Consider the following 22326-nt stretch of genomic DNA (forward strand, 5'->3'; position numbering starts at 1 on the left):
TAAATTACTTTTTACAAAGCTCCCTTAGTTTTGATTAAGGGTTAAAAAAATACGAACCGATTTTAAGGTTTGCAACTAAAAGGTGAATTTCTAAAAATAGGTATATATTTATGTAGCAAACAACAGATTTTTTTTAAAACTCAATCATTAATATCCCCATCAATGAAAGGCTGATAATTTAGATTTCCATTAATTATCAAAGCCAAATAGTTTCTTACAACGCCATTGTAAAGGCATACCTCATTTGCAGATTTAATTTTCTAAAAAATGAAATATGCTATATAAAGAAACTGTCACTAAGGACATGTGGGAACTTCTACAGCGACTGATGAAAGATAAAATGCTAAAAGATTTTATTTTGGTAGGCGGTACCGCTTTAGCCTTAAAATTAGGGCATAGATTATCTGTAGATATTGATTTGTTTACTACAAGGGATTTTGACTCAAGCGCCTTAATACACCACTTACAAAAAGAATACGAAGCGACTAACGAAATTGTTTTTGAGAATACCATAATGACTTATATTAATGATATAAAAGTTGATCTTTTAGCTCATAAATATCCTGTCATAGCAATGGATAAAATCTCAGAAAATATAAGAATGATTTCTAATGACGACATTGGTGCTATGAAACTTCATGCAATATTTCAAAGTGGAGAAAGGTTAAAGGATTTTGTAGACATGTATTTTCTTCTCGAAGAAAAACCCTTGCAGTCATATTTAAATAGCTACCAGATAAAATACAACGGAAATCCATATTTATCCGCACGTTCATTGATCTACTTTGATGGAATAAGAAAAGAATATGATGTTTCAATGGTTCACGGAAAAGAGCACAAATGGAAAAGAATGCAGGAAAGACTTAAGAAAGCTGTACTAAATCCTAATCTGAAATTTGGAAATTCAGCTGAAAAAAAAGTTGTTCTAAAAAACAAAGGAAAGGGAGTTAGAAGATAATTTTGTTGTCATAACGAGATAAAATCACTATATTTAAGGTATGGGATTAAAGAGAAAAGTCTTGCCAAAAATACATCCAAAATTCTTTTGGGATACCAACTTTAGGAAACTTGATTGGGAGAAAGCATATATCCCTATTATTTCTCGAATTCTTGAGAGGGGTGGGCAAAATGAGATCGATGAAATTATAAAATACTACGGTCGAGAAAAAATTGTTGAGACAATCCTGAAAGAAATTCATTTTTTACCTAATTACGCCATTGACCGAGCAATGGATTTTTTTCCGGAACTTAAGAAAGAGGATATGCACTGCTATATTAACCGTAAGGATAAACCATATCATTGGATATAGCTTAGAAACTATTTATTTCAGCTATAACTCAAAACAAATTATATTTTGAGAAAAACAATTTCTCGTATTAAAAATTGAAACGTGCTACATTGGGTGAGGCAATGCTTGGTAAAAATTAGCTTGTTTTTCCTTTTGATAAAAAATGTTATTAATCCGTTTTTTAGCGGTCTTCTTGCATTTTAAATAATCGTATTGGAGATTGAAATGGAAACATGGTAGTTAATTATAATTATAGAAAAGCCTCACAGAGCGGATTTTAAAATTTGTTAGAAGGTGGATAATTAAAAAATTTTATTCCCAAATCAGTTTGAATATGGTTTATAGGAAAATAGAATGTATCCAAGATTGCATTTAAAAATTGTATAATACTTTCTGCATTTTTATTAAAGTAGATTCTAATAACTTTTATTCTTGTACAGTCATCAATAGCTGTAAATAGAGTAGGCTTTATTCCTGATTTTGGTAACATCCAGCAGAACTCTATCCCTTGGAGCTTCTTAGCTGTATCTTTTGTAATCAGATTTTTTACCCCTTTTGACTACAAAATTAATTTTGTGTTTAAATAGTCTCAGCCAAACAGTCATTACATAAAGTATGATTACTTTTCGAAGTAGATGAATTGAGATACTTGTAGCTCCCCATCTTTTTTCTCTCTTAAATCAAGGTTAATAGATTCAGTTTCTTTTGTAACCTTAGTATTGGTAAGGGTTTTAGGATGTCTCAACTTATCTGACAGTCCTTGTTCCCCTTCTTCTTTGATCTTGCAATTCCATAGCGTAAAGCCGTTTTTGTTACAGACCCGCTTCTAAATAGATTTTAAGCTAATCTTTGTGAGCTTTGGCTTGCTTTTGCTGTTTTTCATGGATAAAGGTTTTAAACTTTACACCATAATTTTAAATAGTTTTTCTAGTCGATTATTAATACTTCATTTTTTCAACAACCTCGTTAATGCCTATTTTTCAATTCATTACAAGATTCTATTTTTCTACACTACCATCCCTTTTATTTTTGAATCCCCACAGTAGCACTAATTCAATGATAAGATCTAAAATAAAATCAATAACTTCCCCTATATAAATATTTTTCCGAAGAAATGGAAAATATCTTTAAAAAGTCTTTTCAGCAACTAAATAGTGCAAAAATAAGAACCTAAAAAACAGATATAATTGTCGGAATATCCCGACAATTATATCATAAATATTTGAATTGTATCTTATTAATTTGTAACGATTATTTAGGGTTAGTAATCATTTAGGGTTAGTAATCATTAAGGCTAAAAATTACTGTAATGACTTGAGATAACTTGTAACAGTCATTGAACCTCTACCCCAATTAAAATTTGCTCCCGTCCCGGAATTAGTCCACATTCCAAAATAGACAGTAGTTATATTATCTTCAACATAACCTAAAGGCTTATAAACAATGGTGATAGGAGAGCTGGTATTATTCGTGATATGATCTACAGCTTTACCAACTATAGGAAATCCTTGAGCTGGCGCAGAATTATCAGAATAGCTTGGTGTAGTATATTTTCTGGAACCTTGTTCCAGTTCTACATCAGCTCCGCCGTTAGTAGATTTTTTCAAAGTAATTCCCATATATGCCACATATCCACCCTTCTTTAAAATTGGGATATTGTAATCAATTACAATTAAAGCCTCCGTGTTGGCAGGAACAACGATAGTATTTGATAAATTTAAAGGAACATTTCCGTTAGTTATAGTGGTAGATATCTGATTACTCATCGCATTCTCATATATATTATCCAATCCATATGTTGATTTGGATATATTAGGTTCGTATCCCAGGACCCCGTTCGCATCAGACATTACTCTCCTAGTAAATCTTGGTATTTGGTTCGTTCCTTCAATATCTACTAGAGTCCTGATTCGTGCATTTCCTTCCACATCTAATTTTTCGGAAGGCGTCTCTGTACCTATTCCAACATTATTATTAGCGGCTAATACTACATTATTGTTAATATTTCCGTTAACAGTTAATTTCATGGAACTGTTACTATTAGTTCCATCACCCTGATAATATGTTCTGATTCCTGACAAAATTTTATTTGTATTTCCAACATAACCACTTGTATAAAGATTCGCTACATTCTGACCACTCTGTAAATTACCAGTACCGGATCTTTCAAAATACAAACTGGCTTCAACACCATTTCTGAATATCAAAGAGTTATTACCTAACCCCATGACTCTGTTGCTTGTTAAAACGCCATCAGTATTGTAAATATTAGTATCTGTACTGAGCTTTGTCCACTTGTTTGTGGATCCATCAAAATAATAGAAACCCACTGCATCAATATTGGATGCCTGTCCTGTAGCACTACCAGTGGTAATACTGTTGACGTAGATAAGGGTGGAGGGTTGAACAGATACCATATTTATGGCTCTTTCTCTATCAACTCGGGGTATTAATAATCCATCTGCCAGGGTTGATGATCCACTAGAATTTTTGGCTACAATATCCATCGTTGACTTTGGATTGGAAGTATTCATTCCCACTTGCGCATATACTATGCTGTTTAAAAATAAAACAGTAATAGGTAAAAATGTTTTTTTCATTTTAGTTTTTGTTAGTAATGTAAATGATATAAAATTAAAATCAATAATGTTTATTGGGATTATATTTCTTATTATTATAAATAATGAGTTTTATGAAATTATTCGACCATTCTAGATATCTCTAAATGCAGAAAAAAAGTTTTTCTAAGTTTAATATTCCTTTAATTTTATGTCAACCTATTTCAGGACGACTTACCTTTTATTTTTTTCATTTGAATCTGATCCCCAGATACTAAATCTACTATTACACTCCAAGTATTGGAAACTGTTTCATTTGCATAATTTGTTCCAGCCCCTTTAGGCACTGCGTTTGTGGAACGATTACCTATCTGAGTTCCGTTCTTAGCAGAATAAGCCATGAAAGAATAAGTAGTGGGAACATTACCATTTATTAAAAGCCCTGCTGTATATGAAATTATATATCCTCCCCCTTGATTAGCAGGAACAGTAAATGTGGTATTATTATTCAAGACTACCGTTTCCTTGACTTATATCAAATGTATTATTACTATTGTCAGCAGTCCATGCAACAGTATTACCATATACTAGTGCACTATATCCTACTACAGTACCACAGGAAGTTGGGGTAGCAAGAGATTTCCATACAGCTCCATCAAAATAGTAATATCCTATATCTGTTACATTGATAGTTTTTACCGAAGGTGAATTTGTTGCTGCGGTAACATAAACAATAGAACCTGTTTGATTAGCTGAATAAACGTTATCTTTTGCTTTTAATTGATCTCCTGTTAATCTGGGAGATTTAAAACCATCTATTATGGTTGAGTTTGTGTCTTGTCCTTCCACATCTAATGTAGCATTAGGTATTGAAGTATTGATACCAACTTGTGATTTTTAAAAAACAGAAAGCAATATTATACAGAATAAAAAAAGATTTTTCATGTGTTTAAATAAATTTTATGTGTTTTTAGAATCAGAATTATACATTTTAAAGAGTAAACTATTTTTTTAATTACATATAGTAATTAAAGATTAAATTTCTTTCTCGATCAAATACTAAATTACTAGAGGTTCTTTCAAGAATATTGTTTATAATTTTCATATTACGAATCAGATAAGAGTGTATCAATTAACTGCAATTTTTCTAACCTCGTAACATTCATCTACATCCTTCATCATACTCATAATCAACCTCTTATATTTAGCCATAGTATTCCTGCTTAAATTAAATTATTTTGCAAGCTGTGAATTAGTAATTTTTTTGATATTCTAAAATCATTAGTATGGAAGATTTATCGTAAGATCGATGACTTTGATTAAACGCTTCCCTTATCTGATCTGATAAACCAAAAATTCGACTGTTAAACTCAATTACATCTAATATAGATAAGCTTTCTTTATTAAAAATTTACATTCCTACTTTCTAGATGGCATTTTTTGTTGATTATGTCATTACAGATCTGATTATAATCTGGAGTTGATTTTTGCATATTGTGTTTAATAATATTATTTTATATTTAGTTTTAACTTATTAATGTGAGTTTCTACCTTTTTTTCCTTTAGCATATTTTTTTATCCAATTATATAAAGTTGTTTTATGAATCTTATATTTATTCACTTATGATCTGTTCCTCTATTTTTTTGTTTTCAATGGATTCAAAAATGAAATCGATTACTTCTTTAGTGTAAATGCTTTTTCTAAACTTCGGAAGCTGAGATTCTTTTTCTTTTATAACAGTACCGTAATTATGTCTTGCCGGTGGAGAATATAATAATAGATGTTGAAAATAGACTCTGAAAAAATCATATTCAAGTAATTTGCACCATTTTAATAAAGCAGCAATATCTGTTTGTTTCTGTAAAAACATTTGATCTATTCGCTTAATAGTGCATTTGAAAAACCTGCAAATACGTTCTGTTTCAATTCCAGTTTCCAAAACCTTTTGTTTGATCAGTGATCCAATATTAATATTTTTTAAATCTATGTTCATCTTAGTATTAAAGCTAATTAATAAATTCTGTGTGTTTGTATATTAATTTTTAAAAGCTGGAAATTGCTTTTTACAGCAATTTTCAAAATAATTATTGCGTAGATAATTGCTGTAAAGAAAAGTTTCGACTTTCCGACAAAGAGCCAGGGGTTGTAATATAAGCATCTATGCTAAGCTTATTTTAGTGCCCCCCAGTTCATTTTTAAATAGACTTTATACCCAGCATTGAGATGCCCCATGCAATTAACACTTATAGGTGTATTTTCGGAAGCAGAATAATCAAATCCGGTACTGCACAAATACCATCATCATAAAGCCGGCCATAATTGCTAAAAAAGGAAAACAGCCTATGCCATCTAAATAATAAAAAAGCATCTCCATTCCCCGTTGGGGCCGAACTATTTGTCGGCTCTATATGAAGGCTCGCATTAGGAGAAATTGTCCTTACCTACTTGAGCTAAAGAAAACACTGGAACTAATGCAGCTCCATAAATAAATTTTTTTTTGCATTGTACATGTTTTTAGAATTGTGTTTTACCATTAGATATATTCTGCTATAATTGGAATGGCAAAAGCGAGAATATAATTATAATTTTTTATCTTAATTTATATTAGTAGTAAACCTGGATAATTACAGTGTTACTTATTACAAATCACCTAAAATTACTCTATGTAACCAAAAAACTTAGGTACCAACAAAGTACTCAATATTTCAAAATACTGATAATCAATAAAAAAACTATTCTTCAAGTTTTTTTAACCATAAGGTTTATCATATTGAAAAGGAATATTAAGCCTTTTTCTTAAATTACTTTTATTGTTTTTGATATGTTCTGTGCTATAAAAGTGTACATAGCTATATTCTTAGTTGTAAAATCTAAAAAGATATATGTCCAGAAGATAAGTTTAGAAATTTTAAGGTTAGCATTAATTTCCATTTTTTTTCCGAAAGTCAGTATACTGTTTCTGAAAATGCGTCCAAAATCGGGCACTGTTATTCTTTGTCAGTTGAATAATTTCATCAAATATATTGTGCTTGTTTTTATCAATCAATAGATCTGCTTTTTCCGTGTTCCTGTCATTTGAAGAAAATAAAAAATAATACATTAATGAACCCGCTGCAGTAACACCTCGAATAGCTATATAATAAATCTTATTTTTTTTTATAATTTTTTTGTTTTGTTTCGAACTCATCCCAATAGAAAGATTTAATTAGTATTCTTAAAAACAATGATAATTATGATATATTATAAAGATCACGAATACAATCTTTGTATAATATTTCTAAGGCTTTATATACATGTTCAATCATGAATTTTTTAAGATCAAAGTATCAATTATTTTTCATTAATGTTTTTTTACGTGGGGAGGAAATTTAGAGTTTCAGTTTCAAAACTTTGAAGAAACAAAGCAAAACAAGCCATCGATTAAATAAAAAAATAAGGTACCAACAAAGCACCTTACCAAAATTATTGTGGAAAACATATCACTCAGAACATACTTTTTAACCCTGGAGCTATATTCTATTTTCAGAAATATTTTAAATCCATCCTAAATTCTTTACCCTGTCTGATTTCTTATCCAAACTACTATATCTTCCTGTGCAGGGATATCTAACCTTTTCCTTAAGTTGTATTTATTATTTTTTATAGTCTGGACGGCCTTAAAGGTATAATTAGCAATATCTTTTGTATTGAATCCTAAGTAAATATAGGCAGCTAATACAAGTTCGGAAACTTTTAAAGTAGGATTAATACTGAGAATTTTACTGCGAAAATCGGGATAAACCTCTTGAAAACGTCCCCAGAACTCAGGAGGGCTTTCTTTTGCTAATTGTATTATTTCATTAAAAGTTTCATTTACTTTTTGCTCTAATACTTTCACCCGTAAATCTTTTTGCAAAATAGTTGTTGTATTTTCTTTCAATAATAGATCTTTTTCCTGTACTTTCTTGTAATAGGTAGTATACAGTAAAACTATTAGAATTGTTATCCCTAAAAATAATCCTGCAATAATGTAATACCATTTCTTATTTGACTCGTGGATCTGTTTCTTTTCATCGTCAATGATTTTTCTTCCAGAGGTTTGCAAAGCGATCAAATTACCTTTTTCAAAGCTATCCCGAATTTTTGTATATTTTTGCAGATATTCATTAGCTTTATAAACATTGTTCTGAAGATTATAAATTTCAGCTATTTCTTTATAATTCTTCATCATATTTTTAGACCTATTCATCTTAATTGATAAAGTGAGAGATTTTTCGTAGAACTCCAAAGCCTTATTATAGTTTTTTATATTTTCATAATACTGGCCAGACATATAATTAAAGACCAAATAGTCGAATGTTTCCTTAGAGTTTTTAAGTAAAACTTCAGCCTCATGAAGATAAAATTTTGCAGAGTCCAGATTTTTCTTATTTTCAAGAAAATAACTCGTAAGATTAGTTGCTTCCACCACTCTGGGTAAAATTTGGTAAGCTTTGTGTACATAATAGTGCATGGAATCATTATATCCAATCAGTCCGAAGTTTATAGCCTTACTTCCATAAATATAATGCAAACGATTCCTTTTTCGCGGTTCATCTTTTATTTTTAAAGCTTCCTTTAGTGCTTTATCAAAGCTTTCATTAGATTTTCCTATCAATCCTAATTCTTGATAATTTTTTGCATATGCGGCAAAAAATGCTGTTAACAATGCAGGATCGTCATCAAATGTATAATAAAGAGCTTCCGCCTTTTGCAGGTATACTTGTTCTTCATTGTATTTCCCCAAAGAATGGAAAAAATCTGCCATATGAATATATCCTCTTGCCCGACCTTTGGTATAATTTATTTCCTCTGATAATCGTATTGTTTTTTTAGTTTGTTCAATCCCATCATGAATCCTGCCGCCTTGTAGGTATTGGGTTCCTATTTTGTTTTGTAAACGATCTATTTTTTCAGGAGACCATTTCTGAGTATAGTATACACAAGATAAAAATAAAAAAAAGAGTAAGAATATCCTGTTTACTGCCAGGAATAATTTACCTACATTATTTTCCTGAACATTACTATTTTGTGAGGGTATAGCCATTGAAAAACATTTTTAATTATACCTAATACTATTCTGTTATATAATTTTAAAAGAGGAGAGAAAAAATAAAGTTATCTTTTGCATAGAATTAATTAAAATTCACGACAGTTTGTTGATAACTTAGGAAGGATCATTCCACTTAGCTGTGCAATTAGAAGAGCTTCAATCTCAATTCATTGAAGGTAAAACACCTTTTTTCTAAAAGACTGCTGGCAAAGTGTATAAATTTTACTACAACAGCTGAAAAATTTTAATGAACCATACAAAAGAAAAAATTACAGTTTTTATTAGTACTTTCATAGTTATTATTTATTATAAACAGGACCTAACAACCCCACTAAATATATTAGAAATATTATTAAAATTTAGACAAAGTCAACAAAAAAAAAATCATCCAAAAATAACAAATAATTCAAAAAATACAATTAAATAAATATAAAATAATAAATATGATTTAAAAAATCGACAATATAAAAATTTATAACACAAAATTAAATAATCGTATAAATTAACAAAATCATCAAATTATTATTGTTTCATTATAAAAAAATAATCATCTCTAAATTATTTAGGCGATCTATTTATGATATCGAAATAATAATACTCGATCAATTATTTGATAAAGCTAATGCAATTGGCGATTTAAGTTCTTAAAATTAAATTGTAAGAATTTCTTCGTCTTTATTATTATCCAGAATTTTAGCATATGAATAAATGCTACTTCGTTAATCCTAATAAGTATTGTAAATATCTTCTGGACATTTAGTAGGATATTTATAAATAGAACGCACTAATAATAGTTTGAAAATTCTTTCCACCTAGGTTTTTTGATCCGAATCTCAATTTATCCCTTACTCTAACAGACCGCAATCCACCATCTGTTTCTAGTCTTATTAACTCGCTTTTATATTGAGCTAAAAAAGCAATCGTATTTAAAAATTGTATAATATCGATAATCAAGAAAGTAGCGTTATCATTTTCTATTAAAACTCACAACTTAAACTTTGAAACATCATCAAATCATTGACCATTCGGTTCGATATTTGTTCGTTATAGACTACAAACCATCCTTTTTAAGGATGGTTTTTGTTTTTTTTAATCTTTCATTGATTGAAGAGAAACTTTACTCATAATTTAATATAGAGTTTCGTGTAAATCATTTTTTAATTACATTCTTTACAGTAATTTTTATCTACATATTCTTTACTCCCCCCAGAAGAAAAATAATAGCATCCGCCTTTTTCACCAACATAAAGTACGTGCCCATTGTATGTACAAGATTCTGAATTATTACTTCCACCGCAAGAATATGCTGCCAATGCTAATATAATAAGTAATACAATTTTTCTCATATCTAGTTTTATATATTAAAATTTCAACAAAACTAAATTGAGATCAGTATAAAAAATACGGAAAACAGTAAATGCAAAATATATCACTTATTTTAGAATTGTTGAAGAATTATAATATATTTACAATCAATAAAAACACATTAATATGAAGAAAAATTTAGTCTATGGACTTTTATTGCTATTTACATTATCCGTCTCTCTCAATTCTTGTAGGACAGATGAGATGATGACAGGCTCCGAACAAGCACAAAAGGAAAAAATCGCCTTTTTTGAACGCTTTGAACAGGAAAAAAAACTTTCAAAGAATGCTTCCTCCACCAACTATGCACTACCCTTTGGAAACTCCATGTTAGCCTACTTTGAGAAGTATCCCGAAAAGAAAACAGAACTGGAAAACAAGTATGGAATTGTAGACCTCAAGGTTTCTTCCCAGGATATCGGAGGAGATGAGGGGGATAATAGAAAACTCTTATTTTTCCCTATGCTCAAGGATGGAAAAGTAACGGCTGTAATAGCAGGAGTAATCAACGCAGAAAGAGACTATCTCTATTTTGACGTTCATCAAAACACTCATTCTGATGTTTTTTATCTTATTAATAAATTTCAACAATATTACAACTCAAGGTCATTGAATAAAAGTGACACCACTGAAATTGACGAAATTATCATCACCGTAACAAGACCGATAAAACTGACGATGTATGACGTATGGAGTGGAGGTGGAGGTATTGGTAGCGGAGGACATGATATGGGTGGTGGTCCTGGCGATTATGGAGGTGGAGGTGGAGGAGCTAGCACCCCTAATCAACCTACTAATACGAACCCTTGTGAGCAAACGAAAAACATTGTTAATAATTCCAAATCAAAGCCAGCCATAGATTCTTTAAAAGCAAAGTCTTCAAAAGGTGGAGAAGATGGTTATAAAATAAAGGGAGATGGAACTCCATCAAAAGTAATACATGGACAAGCACATAGCGTAAATTTTGGTGATAAAGGGGGCTATCAGGGAGGGTATCACAATCATACACCAACGGGTATACCCATGCTATCTCCTCCAGATATAGACCAGCTTTTACAATTTGCATTAGCCCAAGGAAATGGAGCCCCTACAAAGGCAAGTAACGCATTTATAGGGATGGTCGCACCAAATGGCATGTATTATGTAGCTACATTCAATGGAAGTTATAATGATGCATTAGTGACTTTTTCTCAACAGGACTTAGATACCTTTACTAGCGATTTTGAAACACGAAACTATTTGTATCAATCTTCTAAGACTCCTGAAGGACTAGAAAAATTATTTTTTAAAACATTATCAGATATGAAACTTGATGGAAAAGTAACCCTACAAAGAATAGAAAATGATGGTACTGTAAAAACAGTAACTAAAGATAACAACGGAAAAATAACGGCAAACCCTTGTCCTTAAATAAAAAAAATCATGAATAAATTACTATTAATATTTACATTTTTTTATACGATAGCTTGTAATGCACAAGAATATCCATTAAAAACTGATCACACAGAAGTACCAAATTACTCATACTTAAAAGACACTAAAAATGAATTAGATTCTTTTGTAGGTACATGGAAAGCAAATTATAACAATAATACAATTACGTTGTATATAACAAAAGAAATCCATAAACCTTTTGGTGGAAACAAATACTATAAAGATGTTTTATCCATTAAATATATTGTTAAGAATTCAGCGGGAAATATTCTGCAAAATACTCAAAATATGACTATACAATCAAATCAGTTAAGGCATACTATTTTTAGTCAATGGGCAGAAGATAACGGAAATTTAATGTTATTTTATTATGGTGGAACTAATTGTAGTGTTGGCTGGGGCAAAATCTTTTTAAAGAAAATAAATCCTACCCAAATCTCATGGGAATATAGACCTAATGATATCATTCTTGATGATAGCAAGTGCCCTCCAGGAACTGATATTAATATTTATCTACCTGAAACAAAGGACCTAATCTTCACAAAGCAATAAATAAGCTATGGTATTTTTCCGAGATTAAACTAATCAGGCTGTCTTTTTCAAGACAGCCTGATTGATTATAAAATTATATTAACTACTTTTTCAATTCGTCAATTTCTTCCTGTATAGACTTAATTCTATCTCTAAGCTCCTGGCTTACTTTCCCAGGAATCTTTTTCACCTTTCTTAAATCCAAGGCCAGCATAATGGAAGCTATTCCCATAAAGATAAAGGAAACACCTGTAAGTGTAACTAAGGAAATTCCTGTAAACACAGGATTAAATATCAACAATAGAGAAAAGATAATTCCTCCTACACTGGCAAGAGCTACATTTCCCCAGCTCATTATTTTCATGCTTCTCAGATCAAAAGCAAAACCTAATAACTGAAAGGAACGAAACAGTAACGTGAATCCAACAACAAATGGAAGTACGGTCATTGAAATTTGTGGATAAGCTATAAGATAGGCTCCTATTGCTGTAGTTAGTAATCCACTTACGAGAAACCACCCCCAGCCTTGCAGGGATTTACTATTCTGCAGGGAAAAGAATATTTCCGTGATCCCAGAAAACAGGAATGAAACGCTAAAAAAAATGGAAAGCGTGACATAGGTTGCAAGGGGTACACTAAATACATAGAAACCGCAGATCAGGAAAAGAATTCCGAAGATCAATGGAATATACCAATGCTTTACTGTGTTGGTAAGTGTTTGAAATAAATTGGCCATAGGAGTGTTTTTTGTTTTGCCTACTTTGTGCTGCGGTGTTCGGCTTGTCCGCCGGAATTTCAAAAAACAGATTATAATTTCACCTGAGTTTGAATAATAACCTCTTACCAATTTACAAAAAATAGATTAAGTAATCAAACTTTGAGCTAATAATAGAAATACATATTTAAAGAAGGTATCATAGTAGAATAAATATCACCATAATGCCTTCTATAAAACCTAAAATTCAGATTTTATTTCATTAATTTTCCTTCAGGTTGCTGCTGTGTAACACAATGCACCATTCCTCCGTTTTCATATAGATTTCTTACATCTATTCCTATTACTTTTCTGCCAGGATATTGATCCTGAATAATTTTATTGGCTATCTGATCATTTGGATCTCCATAATTAGGAACCAAAACTACCGTATTGGCTACATAATAATTCACATAAGATCCTTTTTCATCCAGTTGCTTTCCATAAGCTGTCTTCACTTTATTTTTGGTGGCAGGCAGATATACTTTTTTATATTCTTTGCCATCAACATTGGAAGCAGTATACAATGTGTTGATATCTTTATCTGAAAGACCAAGCTCCAAAAGATCATCTTCATTCATCGTAATCATGGTATTATGGTTTGCAAACTTCATGAAACCGTCAATGTGCATATCAGTAACATCCAATCCTGTAACGCCATCCAGCCATATTACTTTGGAGACCCCATAATAGGTTTCAAACATCTCCTCAGCTTCTTCCTGTGTAATCCCTTTGTTTCTTGTTGCTCCTTTTTCCTGACTGATTACTGAGCTTTTACATGCCATAAGAACTCCATTTCCGTCAGTTTCTACAGATCCACCTTCATTCACCATTTCTTCATTAAGGTCAATTACTTTTATGCCTAAATCTTTCCCGATACTTTTTGGAATTTCATCACAGTTTTCGAAATCAAATTTTTCTCCCCAGCCATTGAATCCCCAGTCTTCAATTAATACATTCCCTTTGCTATCCTTAACGAAGATAGGTCCGTTATCTCTTACCCAAACATCATCTGTAGGATAAATCTTAAAGTCCACATTCTTCATGGGAACTTTATTTTTCTCTAGAAGACTTACAATTCTTTTTTTCTCATCCTCATCATAGGCTATGATGTGAACTTTTTCTCCAGATTGCAGAGCCTTTGTCATATCAATCCAGGTTTGCTCTACTCTTTGACGATAGGTTGTACCGTGCTGATAGTGATGAGGCCATTGCAGCCAGGTTCCTTCATGACGTGAAGATTCTTCAGGAAAATGATAAGTCTGTGCCATAGTGCATATAAAACTCAATACAAAAGTGAGTGTGAATAATTTGTTCATATAATTAAATTTTTTTTCCAATAAATAATCCAAAGTTAATATCAGTATCAAAACTGCTTCCTGTCTGAGAAATATTGCTCCCTATCCCCCATTGCATTTTTTCCTTGTTTTCTAAGCCAATACGAATGACCTGACTACTGGATTGATGTTCCTTAAAGCTAAAATCAGACTCCACAATGAGCATACTATAAAAGTTAAGCTTTTCATTCATCTTCGGAGTATATTCCAGTAAGGTATACAATCCCAACCCAAAATTCTTTGCATCTGTAGAATAGGTAAGTGCAGGAAAAACGTTGATGCTAAAAACATCATTTTCTTTTCCGTAGGCTACACCAACAGACGGCATAATATCTTCTCTTGAAATATGAACTCCTGCTGAAACACCCCAGTTTTTTCCAACTCCATAATTAATATTCTGATAGATTTCCGGGTTTACTTTTTTTGCATCATAATCATAGGATACAGTTCCCGATGCAAAATAGTTCCATTTATGATTAAAGTCTTTGTTGTAGATTCCCAACACCTCAGCTTCTTTATTTCCTGCGAAAGCCTGAACAGTAATCTGGGACTTACCATAAAAAGGAAGTAGCAGGACTAAGAGAAGTACATTTCTTTTCATTGTTCTTTGTCTTTTTAAGTTTTACATTATAAAATCCCTTTACGGTCATTTACTGGTGCAAAATTAGATTCCTAAAAAAACAAAACTTGTCCTAAAAGGACATTCTATCCATACAGCGGAAAATAGATGTGAGTAACTTCCGGACTTTCATACTCCTCAATAACATCTGAATTATCGAGCAAAAACTGCTGATCAGAAAGCCAATAACGATAAAAGGAACGATAGGTTTCCAAGATATCCGCATAAGGGCCATAATGGGTAAACTTTACATATCTTCCACCAAAAATATCTCTTTTAAGAAATCCTTTTAGCCCATCATCAGATGTTACCGCAGCACCATATCTGCAATGTGAGTAACTTGTTATTAAAGGCTGGTCGCGGATAATTCCGTAGGCTGCCTCAAATATTTCAGTTTCCGGTTCTATTTCTTTCCACAGTTCATCAATTTCCTGATTATTATAATCTTTAGCCTTAATAAATTTACAAACAACAGGCACAGCATCTTTATACTTAACATCAAGCTTTAAATCTGTATGATTATTTTCTATAAATTTTTGAAATACTCCTTGTTTTTGCTTTCTTGCCTCTGCCGGAGAAATAGAATATTGCTTTTTAAATGCTTTTGAAAAAGACTGAATGTTGAAATATCCAACCTGCCATGCAATCTCGGAAATACGATCTTCTGTATAGATCAATTTTTTATATGAATTTTCAAGACGCAGCCTCTTCTGAAATCCGGAAATAGTTTCGTTAAAAATTTTGAAAAAGACCCGTTGAAAATTACGGTAAGAATAATGAGATATAGACTCTATTTCATGAGCGGTTATTTCCCTATCAAAGTTGGCTTCAATATGGCTGACTATTTTCTGGATATCATTAAAGTTAGACTCCATTCCATCTATTATTAAAATAATAACTACTTATAAGGAACATTCTATTTTGAAACCAAAAACAGAGATTCAAAATATTATTTCCTGAAATTTCAATATAATCTATTACCAATTTACGGAAAAATGACAATAAAAAAGGTGAAAATCATCTATTGACTTTCACCTTTTCAAAACATATAAATATGATTTACTATTTTTTAGCTGGGTTTATACAGCTTATACATTACAAATAGAAATCCTATCCAGACAGGAATCAGAATTACCTGAATTTCCATTCCTGTAATACTCATCAGTCCTAAAATAAGAACCAAAAAGGCAATACATATATAATTGGATATAGGATAAAATATAGATGGAAATTTCGATTGAATTCCTGAACTGTTTATTGATTTTTTGAACTTTAAATGGGTATAGCATATCATCAGCCAGTTGATGATTAAGGTAGATACAACAAGAGCCATTAGGTATTCAAATGCTTTTTCCGGAACCAATTTATTAATGATAATACAGATTCCTGCAAAGCAAGACGAAATAAGAATTGCATTAATTGGAACTGAATTTTTATTCAATTTCTTCAAGAACTTTGGTGCATTTCCCTGCTGTGCCAACCCAAAAAGCATTCTACTATTACTGTACACACTACTGTTGTAAACAGATAAAGCAGCAGTTAATACAATAAGGTTAAGGACATTTGCAATCAACGAATTGAATTGAATTACTTTACCAAAAAGACTGAATTCTAATCCATTTAAGTTTTGAAAAACCATTACAAACGGGCTTGATCCTTCTGTAATCTCTCTCCAAGGACTCAATGAAAACAGGATTACCAAAGCTCCTACATAGAAAATCAAAATCCTATAAATTACCTGATTGGTTGCCTGTGGAATTGTTTTCTCAGGATTCTTCGCCTCAGCAGCTGTAATTCCGATCAATTCCAGCCCTCCAAAAGAGAACATAATCATTGCCATTGCTGCAAACAGCCCGGAATATCCAGATTCAGTTTTATTGAATAATCCTTTGGGAAAGAATCCACCATCATTCCATAGATTGGAAACGCTTGCCTTATCTCCTCCTGTTCCGCTGGCTAACAAATAGATCCCGAAGATAATCATTGCGATAATGGCAACTACTTTAATAATGGAAAACCAGAATTCTGTTTCCCCATAAACCTTTACAGAAGCAAGGTTCAAGGCATTAATTACTACAAAAAAGAATAAGCTGGAAACCCAGAGAGGAATTTCCGGCCACCAAAAATGAATATAATGGCCAATGGCTGTAAGTTCAGCCATACTTACGAGAATATAGAGAATCCAGTAGTTCCATCCTGATGCAAACCCGGGGAAATTTCCCCAATATTTATAGGCAAAGTGACTAAAACTCCCCGATACCGGTTCCTGAACAACCATTTCCCCAAGCTGACGCATGATAAAAAAGGCAATAATTCCGGCTAAGGCATACCCTAGAATTACTGATGGGCCAGCCAATACTGCTGCAGGTCCAATTCCCAGAAATAATCCAGTTCCTATGGCACCGCCAAGAGCAATTAATTGGATATGTCGGTTTGTTAATCCTCTAACTAAAGTTTCATTTTGTTCTGTTTTCTTCTCGCTGTTCATAGAATGAATTATTCGGTCGCTAAATATATAAAAACTTTTAACAGAAATTCTCATTCCATGGGACAAAACCGGTAATTTGAAGTTTAAACCAATCAAACTTCTTTGACCATAGATATTTAAATTCAATATATACCATATTTATGGGAAATATATTTAAATTGCCAAACAAAATAATACCATGAAAAATATACCTGATGAAACAGATTTCTTCAGTGGAAAAAATCTGACACGTTTTATAGTAGCACTAGCAATATTCCTAACAGTATTATTATCATACATTTACATCGCCTCGCATCTGAATTGGGGATTTAATATGAGTGATAAAAACCTAATCGGAGATGCAATTGGTGGTATATCTGCTCCTTTCATAGGTATAACTACATGCATTCTAACTTTCATTGCTTTTTATGTACAGTACGATTTTAATAGAAAACAATCAGTATTTATAAAAAAACAACATCTTAATGAATTCATAGCAGAATTTAATCAAACTTTTAACTTAATTGAAACCAATAACCACATATCTGACACGATGAAGGTCATGGAAATCAATAACACTATAAATGAATTTATTGAAAATTTCACTGAAGAACATATTCCATTAATAAAAAAACAAGGTGGACTTACTATTAATACAATATTAAACTTACTAAACTCTAAAGGTCTATATAGTATTACTAAAATTGAGAATTGGTTTATGTATTATAACCCTTCCAGAAAGTTCATCATTTTCATAGATGTCCTTATACGTGAGTCTAGCCAACTCGGAATAAACGAAAAAGAGCAATTAAATATTATCAATAATTTTATAATAAAATTTGAAATAGCAACAACGCCTGAAATAATAAATTTTCTAACTTATAATGTTTTGATAACCCCTACGAATGTAATCAAGAATAAAGATTTTATAATTAAGAGCTTAAATCAGCATTACGGCGTAAATCAAGCAATATTTAAAATTTATGATCAGATCCAGAATACTTATTAATATTTATTATAAATTCATCTTTAAAGATATTCTTTCGGAATAGAGATATTATTCTTTTTCATATACTCCAGAAGGTTTTGATATTTGTCTTCATAACCGTCATCCGTACCGCACTTATGTGAGATACTACAAATATCGGAAGGCTTAATGTCTAAAATATCAGATATTTTAGTCAGTATCTCCAGATTGATTTTCACCTTAGAATTTTCAATATCCGAATAGGCCTTTTGGGAAATCCCCATTTCAAAAGCCATGTACTCCTGCGTAAGATCCCTGCTCCTACGAATTTTCCTGATATTTTGTCCACATACTTTCATCGTTTTTGTTTTAGTAGTTTTCGGTATAGTTTAGAAGTTTATCTATTAGCCTCCAACAAAGTTAATAAATACCTTTGGCAAAACATTATACACGTTACATGATATTTATTTTCGGTAGAGAAAAAGGCACAAAACAGAGCCTGCTTTCAGAGAAAATATCACTTCGGTAAACACTATTGGAATTTATGGAGACGCAAAAATTTAATTATGACAATAATATTGTCAGAGCATTCCTCTATGCAACTATCGTATTCGGACTCGTCGGATTTCTGCTGGGACTTACTGCTGCATTGATGCTTTTTTATCCCGAATTACCTGAATTTTTATTCGGTACAGATGATACTACTATTAAAAGTTTAGCCTCGGGTAATATTCAGGGATTAATTAACACTCAGGGAGCTATGGGCTTCGGAAGAATCAGAATGCTTCACACGAGTGCCGTAATTTTTGCCTTTGTTTGTAACTCCTTTTTCTGTGGTGCTTATTACAGCATGCAAAGACTTCTTAAAACCAGAATGTACAGTGACGCACTTTCATGGATCCATTTCTGGTCTTGGCAGCTTATGATTGTTGCTGTAGTTATTACTTTCCTTATGGGAATCAATACTTCTAAGGAATATGCTGAACATGAGTGGCCGATTGATATATTAATTACATTCTCATGGGTGATCTTCGGAATCAATATGTTCGGAACAATTGCCAAGAGAAGAGTAAGACATTTATATGTAGCAATATGGTTCTATCTGGCAACTTGGATTGCCGTGGCAATGCTTCACATCTTCAATAACCTGGAAGTTCCATTATCTTTCACAAGCTGGAAATCTTATTCTGTATATGCGGGTGTAAAAGATGCATTAGTACAATGGTGGTATGGACACAATGCGGTAGCATTTGTATTAACCACCCCTGTATTAGGTCTGATGTATTACTTTATGCCAAAAGCGGCACAACGACCGGTATTCTCATACAAACTATCCATTATTCACTTCTGGTCGTTAATCTTTGTATACCTTTGGGCCGGGCCTCACCACCTGCAATATACAGCATTACCGGCATGGGCGCAGGCTGTGGGAACAGGATTCTCCATCATGCTTATTGCACCGTCATGGGGAGGTATGCTCAATGGTCTTCTTACCTTAAGAGGAGCCTGGGACAAAGTAAGAGAAAATCCTATTCTTAAATTCTTTGTGGTAGCTGTTACCTGTTATGGTATGGCCACTTTCGAAGGACCTTTATTGGCCACAAAATCTTTAAATAAAATTGGACACTATACTGACTGGGTTATCGGTCACGTACACTTAGGAGCTCTTGGATGGAATGGTTTCATGGCATTCGGGGTAGTATATTATCTGGTTCCAATTATGTGGAGAACACCACTCTGGTCTAAAAAATTAGCCAACTGGCACTTCTGGCTGGGAACATTAGGAATTATTTTCTATGCCGTTCCGATGTATATTTCAGGATTCACACAGGGATTGATGTGGAAACAGTTCAACCCGGACGGAACATTATTATGGAAAAACTGGTTAGATACTGTAACAGCTATTATTCCATACTTTAAAATGAGATTCTTAGGAGGTATCCTTTATCTTTCCGGAGCAATCTTGATGGTCATTAATGTTATCAAAACTGTTAAAGCCGGTTCATTCCAGAAAAATGTTCCTGCAGAGGCACCTGCACTAGCCAACATTGGAGGTTCAAGAAAAGAAGGAGAGGGAGTACACCTTTGGATAGAAAGAACGCCTATGCTACTTTCCATATTAGCTTTTATTACAATAGCAATAGGTGGATTAGTAGAAATCGTTCCAACCTTATCACTTAAGCAAAGTGTTCCTACCATTACCGCTGTAAAGCCATACACTCCTCTGGAGTTGGAAGGAAGAGATTTATATGTTCGTGAGGGGTGTAACTCATGTCACTCTCAGATGATCAGACCTTTCCGTGATGAAGTATTGAGATTTGAAGGAAAAAACGGACAGTATTCCAAAGCGGGAGAGTTTATCTATGACAGACCATTCCTTTGGGGATCTAAGAGAACCGGCCCGGATCTTCACAGAGAAGGAGGCAGAAACCCGGATTCATGGCACTTTAAGCACATGTACAACCCAAGAATTACTTCTGCAGGTTCCATTATGCCACGTTTCCCTTGGTTGATTACCAATAAACTGGACCGTACACAAATGGTAGATAAGATGAAGCTGATGAAAAACTCTTTTGATGTACCATATACGAAAGCTCAGATTGATTCTGCAAATCAATGGGCAGACAACCAGTCTAAAGCCATTGTACAGAGAATTTATTCGGAAGCTACTGATGTAAAAGATCAGATGATCAAGGAAAAAGGAGCAAAAGGAGCTGCCTATGTACCACTTGAGCAAAGAGAAATTGTAGCAATGATCGCTTACCTGCAAAGATTAGGTACTGACATTAAAACAACACAGATTCAAACAGCAAGTGTAAAGTAATCACTAAAAATTGATGTAATGAAAACGAGAACCCCTATTTCAATATATATCGCAACAACGATAGGCTTAACAATCATGGCCTTTGAAATGTTCGCCAGTGATTCAGGATATTTTTCCTCTCCATTTTTCTGGGCATTGATATTGATTGCCGTTATACTACTGATGATCATGAATTCTATTGGAGACATGATTGAAAACGAAAGTTTCAGCAGATTATCCGAGGAAGAAAAAAAACAGTATCTGGCAGAAAAAAGTGTTCCTTATTATCAAAAACTTTGGAACTCAGCATTCAAAAAACAGTCTGTTACTGAAGAAAAAGATATTCTTATTGACCATGGTTTTGATGGAATCACGGAGCTTGATAACTCACTTCCAAAATGGTGGATTGGCTTGTTTTGGTTTGGATGTATTTTCTGTGTGGTGTATTTGATGGCCTTTTCTTTCACAGATTATGCTCACCCTGAAGCTGAATACACTAAGGAAACAAAAACTATGCTGGCCTCCATCGCAGAATATGAAAAGACGGCTCCACAAATTAATCTTGAAACCGCAAAATACAGCGCAGACAATATTGTAGAAGGTCAGGAACTTTTTAAAACCAACTGTGTAACCTGCCACGGAGATGCCGGAAAAGGAGGTATTGGTCCCAATCTTACCGATACTCATTGGATCAATATCAAAGAAAAAAGTTTATTTAAAAATGTTTTCTGGATGCTTGAAAATGGTTCTCCAAACAATCCTACCATGAGACCTTTCATTAAGGAGGGTACCATTACAGGAAGAGATGCTGAAAAAATTGCAGCCTATATTTATCATATCAATCAGGAAACTGCTCCTATTACACCAGCCCAAGGTGGCGCTGCTCCGCAGGGAGAAGTTGCAAAATGGGAAAACGGAAACAACTAAAATTTATTATCTTCTCATATAAACCATGCCAAGCCCCCTTTAGAACTACACTAACATTTGAATTTTCATTTTTGCTAACTAACCTTTTCAACATTAAAAAATGATATAAAGGGGGCTTTTTAAAAAACAAAATCCGCACCTTGGCTCGTCTTACTCAACTATTCACTTGACAACTACTACACTAAAAATTCCATAATAGGACA

19 protein-coding genes are annotated in these 22326 nt (G+C 32.6%); 7 read left to right on the top strand and 12 right to left on the bottom strand.

The window, feature by feature from the left end:
* Positions 1-274: 274 nt before the first annotated feature.
* Together EG359_RS11200 and EG359_RS11205 are read left to right on the top strand one after the other, a co-directional pair.
* Positions 275-958: a nucleotidyl transferase AbiEii/AbiGii toxin family protein gene (locus EG359_RS11200; RefSeq protein ID WP_076354703.1), complete on the top strand. Its 684-nt coding sequence runs from the start codon at positions 275-277 to the stop codon at positions 956-958.
* Positions 959-998: 40 nt separating this feature from the next.
* On the top strand, positions 999-1310 hold the full coding sequence (locus tag EG359_RS11205) for a DUF6922 domain-containing protein (protein ID WP_076354705.1): 312 nt from the start codon (positions 999-1001) through the stop codon (positions 1308-1310).
* A 1280-nt stretch (positions 1311-2590) separates the two neighbouring features.
* Here EG359_RS11205 and EG359_RS11210 read toward each other — a convergent pair.
* The 6 genes from EG359_RS11210 to EG359_RS11235 form a co-directional block, all read right to left on the bottom strand.
* The gene (locus tag EG359_RS11210) at positions 2591-3829 is read right to left on the bottom strand and encodes a hypothetical protein (RefSeq protein WP_123867364.1); all 1239 of its coding nucleotides are present in this window, start codon (positions 3827-3829) and stop codon (positions 2591-2593) included.
* A gap of 242 nt (positions 3830-4071) precedes the next feature.
* On the bottom strand, positions 4072-4359 hold the full coding sequence (locus EG359_RS11215) for a hypothetical protein (RefSeq protein ID WP_076354711.1): 288 nt from the start codon (positions 4357-4359) through the stop codon (positions 4072-4074).
* Positions 4352-4696: a hypothetical protein gene (locus tag EG359_RS11220; protein WP_076354713.1), complete on the bottom strand. Its 345-nt coding sequence runs from the start codon at positions 4694-4696 to the stop codon at positions 4352-4354. Before EG359_RS11220 ends, EG359_RS11215 begins: the two co-directional genes overlap by 8 nt.
* 764 nt (positions 4697-5460) lie before the next feature.
* Complete coding sequence (locus EG359_RS11225) at positions 5461-5841, bottom strand: hypothetical protein (protein ID WP_076354715.1); 381 nt, start codon at positions 5839-5841, stop codon at positions 5461-5463.
* A gap of 1560 nt (positions 5842-7401) precedes the next feature.
* Positions 7402-8913 (bottom strand): hypothetical protein, encoded by a 1512-nt coding sequence (locus EG359_RS11230; protein ID WP_076354719.1) that lies wholly within the window; start codon positions 8911-8913, stop codon positions 7402-7404.
* A 1163-nt stretch (positions 8914-10076) separates the two neighbouring features.
* Positions 10077-10265 carry a hypothetical protein gene (locus EG359_RS11235; protein ID WP_076354723.1) on the bottom strand — a complete coding sequence of 63 codons (189 nt, stop codon included), beginning with the start codon at positions 10263-10265 and terminating at the stop codon, positions 10077-10079.
* A gap of 145 nt (positions 10266-10410) precedes the next feature.
* On the opposite strand from EG359_RS11235, the gene EG359_RS11240 reads away from it, so the two are divergent.
* Both EG359_RS11240 and EG359_RS11245 read left to right on the top strand, forming a co-directional pair.
* Positions 10411-11694, top strand: coding sequence for a hypothetical protein (locus tag EG359_RS11240; protein WP_123867366.1), 1284 nt, complete (start codon positions 10411-10413; stop codon positions 11692-11694).
* A 12-nt stretch (positions 11695-11706) separates the two neighbouring features.
* A complete protein-coding gene (locus EG359_RS11245; protein WP_076354725.1) occupies positions 11707-12270 on the top strand; it encodes a DUF6705 family protein in 564 nt (187 codons plus the stop codon).
* Between the two features lie 82 nt (positions 12271-12352).
* Here EG359_RS11245 and EG359_RS11250 read toward each other — a convergent pair whose 3' ends face one another.
* The 5 genes from EG359_RS11250 to EG359_RS11270 form a co-directional block, all read right to left on the bottom strand.
* On the bottom strand, positions 12353-12985 hold the full coding sequence (locus tag EG359_RS11250) for an HdeD family acid-resistance protein (RefSeq protein ID WP_076355264.1): 633 nt from the start codon (positions 12983-12985) through the stop codon (positions 12353-12355).
* A gap of 233 nt (positions 12986-13218) precedes the next feature.
* Positions 13219-14322: an agmatine deiminase family protein gene (locus EG359_RS11255; protein WP_076355266.1), complete on the bottom strand. Its 1104-nt coding sequence runs from the start codon at positions 14320-14322 to the stop codon at positions 13219-13221.
* 4 nt (positions 14323-14326) lie between these two features.
* Entirely contained in the window at positions 14327-14941 is a 615-nt protein-coding gene (locus EG359_RS11260; RefSeq protein WP_076354727.1) for a hypothetical protein, read from the bottom strand.
* Between the two features lie 104 nt (positions 14942-15045).
* Positions 15046-15834 (bottom strand): AraC family transcriptional regulator, encoded by a 789-nt coding sequence (locus EG359_RS11265; RefSeq protein WP_076354729.1) that lies wholly within the window; start codon positions 15832-15834, stop codon positions 15046-15048.
* A gap of 194 nt (positions 15835-16028) precedes the next feature.
* Positions 16029-17447: an amino acid permease gene (locus tag EG359_RS11270; protein WP_076354731.1), complete on the bottom strand. Its 1419-nt coding sequence runs from the start codon at positions 17445-17447 to the stop codon at positions 16029-16031.
* 178 nt (positions 17448-17625) lie between these two features.
* On the opposite strand from EG359_RS11270, the gene EG359_RS11275 reads away from it, so the two are divergent.
* The gene (locus EG359_RS11275; RefSeq protein WP_076354733.1) at positions 17626-18435 is read left to right on the top strand and encodes a hypothetical protein; all 810 of its coding nucleotides are present in this window, start codon (positions 17626-17628) and stop codon (positions 18433-18435) included.
* Positions 18436-18455: 20 nt separating this feature from the next.
* On the opposite strand, the gene EG359_RS11280 is transcribed toward EG359_RS11275, so the two are convergent.
* Positions 18456-18752: a helix-turn-helix domain-containing protein gene (locus EG359_RS11280; protein WP_076354735.1), complete on the bottom strand. Its 297-nt coding sequence runs from the start codon at positions 18750-18752 to the stop codon at positions 18456-18458.
* A 185-nt stretch (positions 18753-18937) separates the two neighbouring features.
* Here EG359_RS11280 and ccoN point away from each other — a divergent pair, with 185 nt between their 5' ends.
* Both ccoN and EG359_RS11290 read left to right on the top strand, forming a co-directional pair.
* Complete coding sequence (ccoN, locus tag EG359_RS11285; RefSeq protein ID WP_076354737.1) at positions 18938-21217, top strand: cytochrome-c oxidase, cbb3-type subunit I; 2280 nt, start codon at positions 18938-18940, stop codon at positions 21215-21217.
* 18 nt (positions 21218-21235) lie between these two features.
* Positions 21236-22123 carry a cbb3-type cytochrome c oxidase N-terminal domain-containing protein gene (locus tag EG359_RS11290; protein ID WP_076354739.1) on the top strand — a complete coding sequence of 296 codons (888 nt, stop codon included), beginning with the start codon at positions 21236-21238 and terminating at the stop codon, positions 22121-22123.
* Positions 22124-22326: the final 203 nt, after the last annotated feature.

This window comes from Chryseobacterium joostei (assembly GCF_003815775.1).
GTDB lineage: Bacteria > Bacteroidota > Bacteroidia > Flavobacteriales > Weeksellaceae > Chryseobacterium > Chryseobacterium joostei.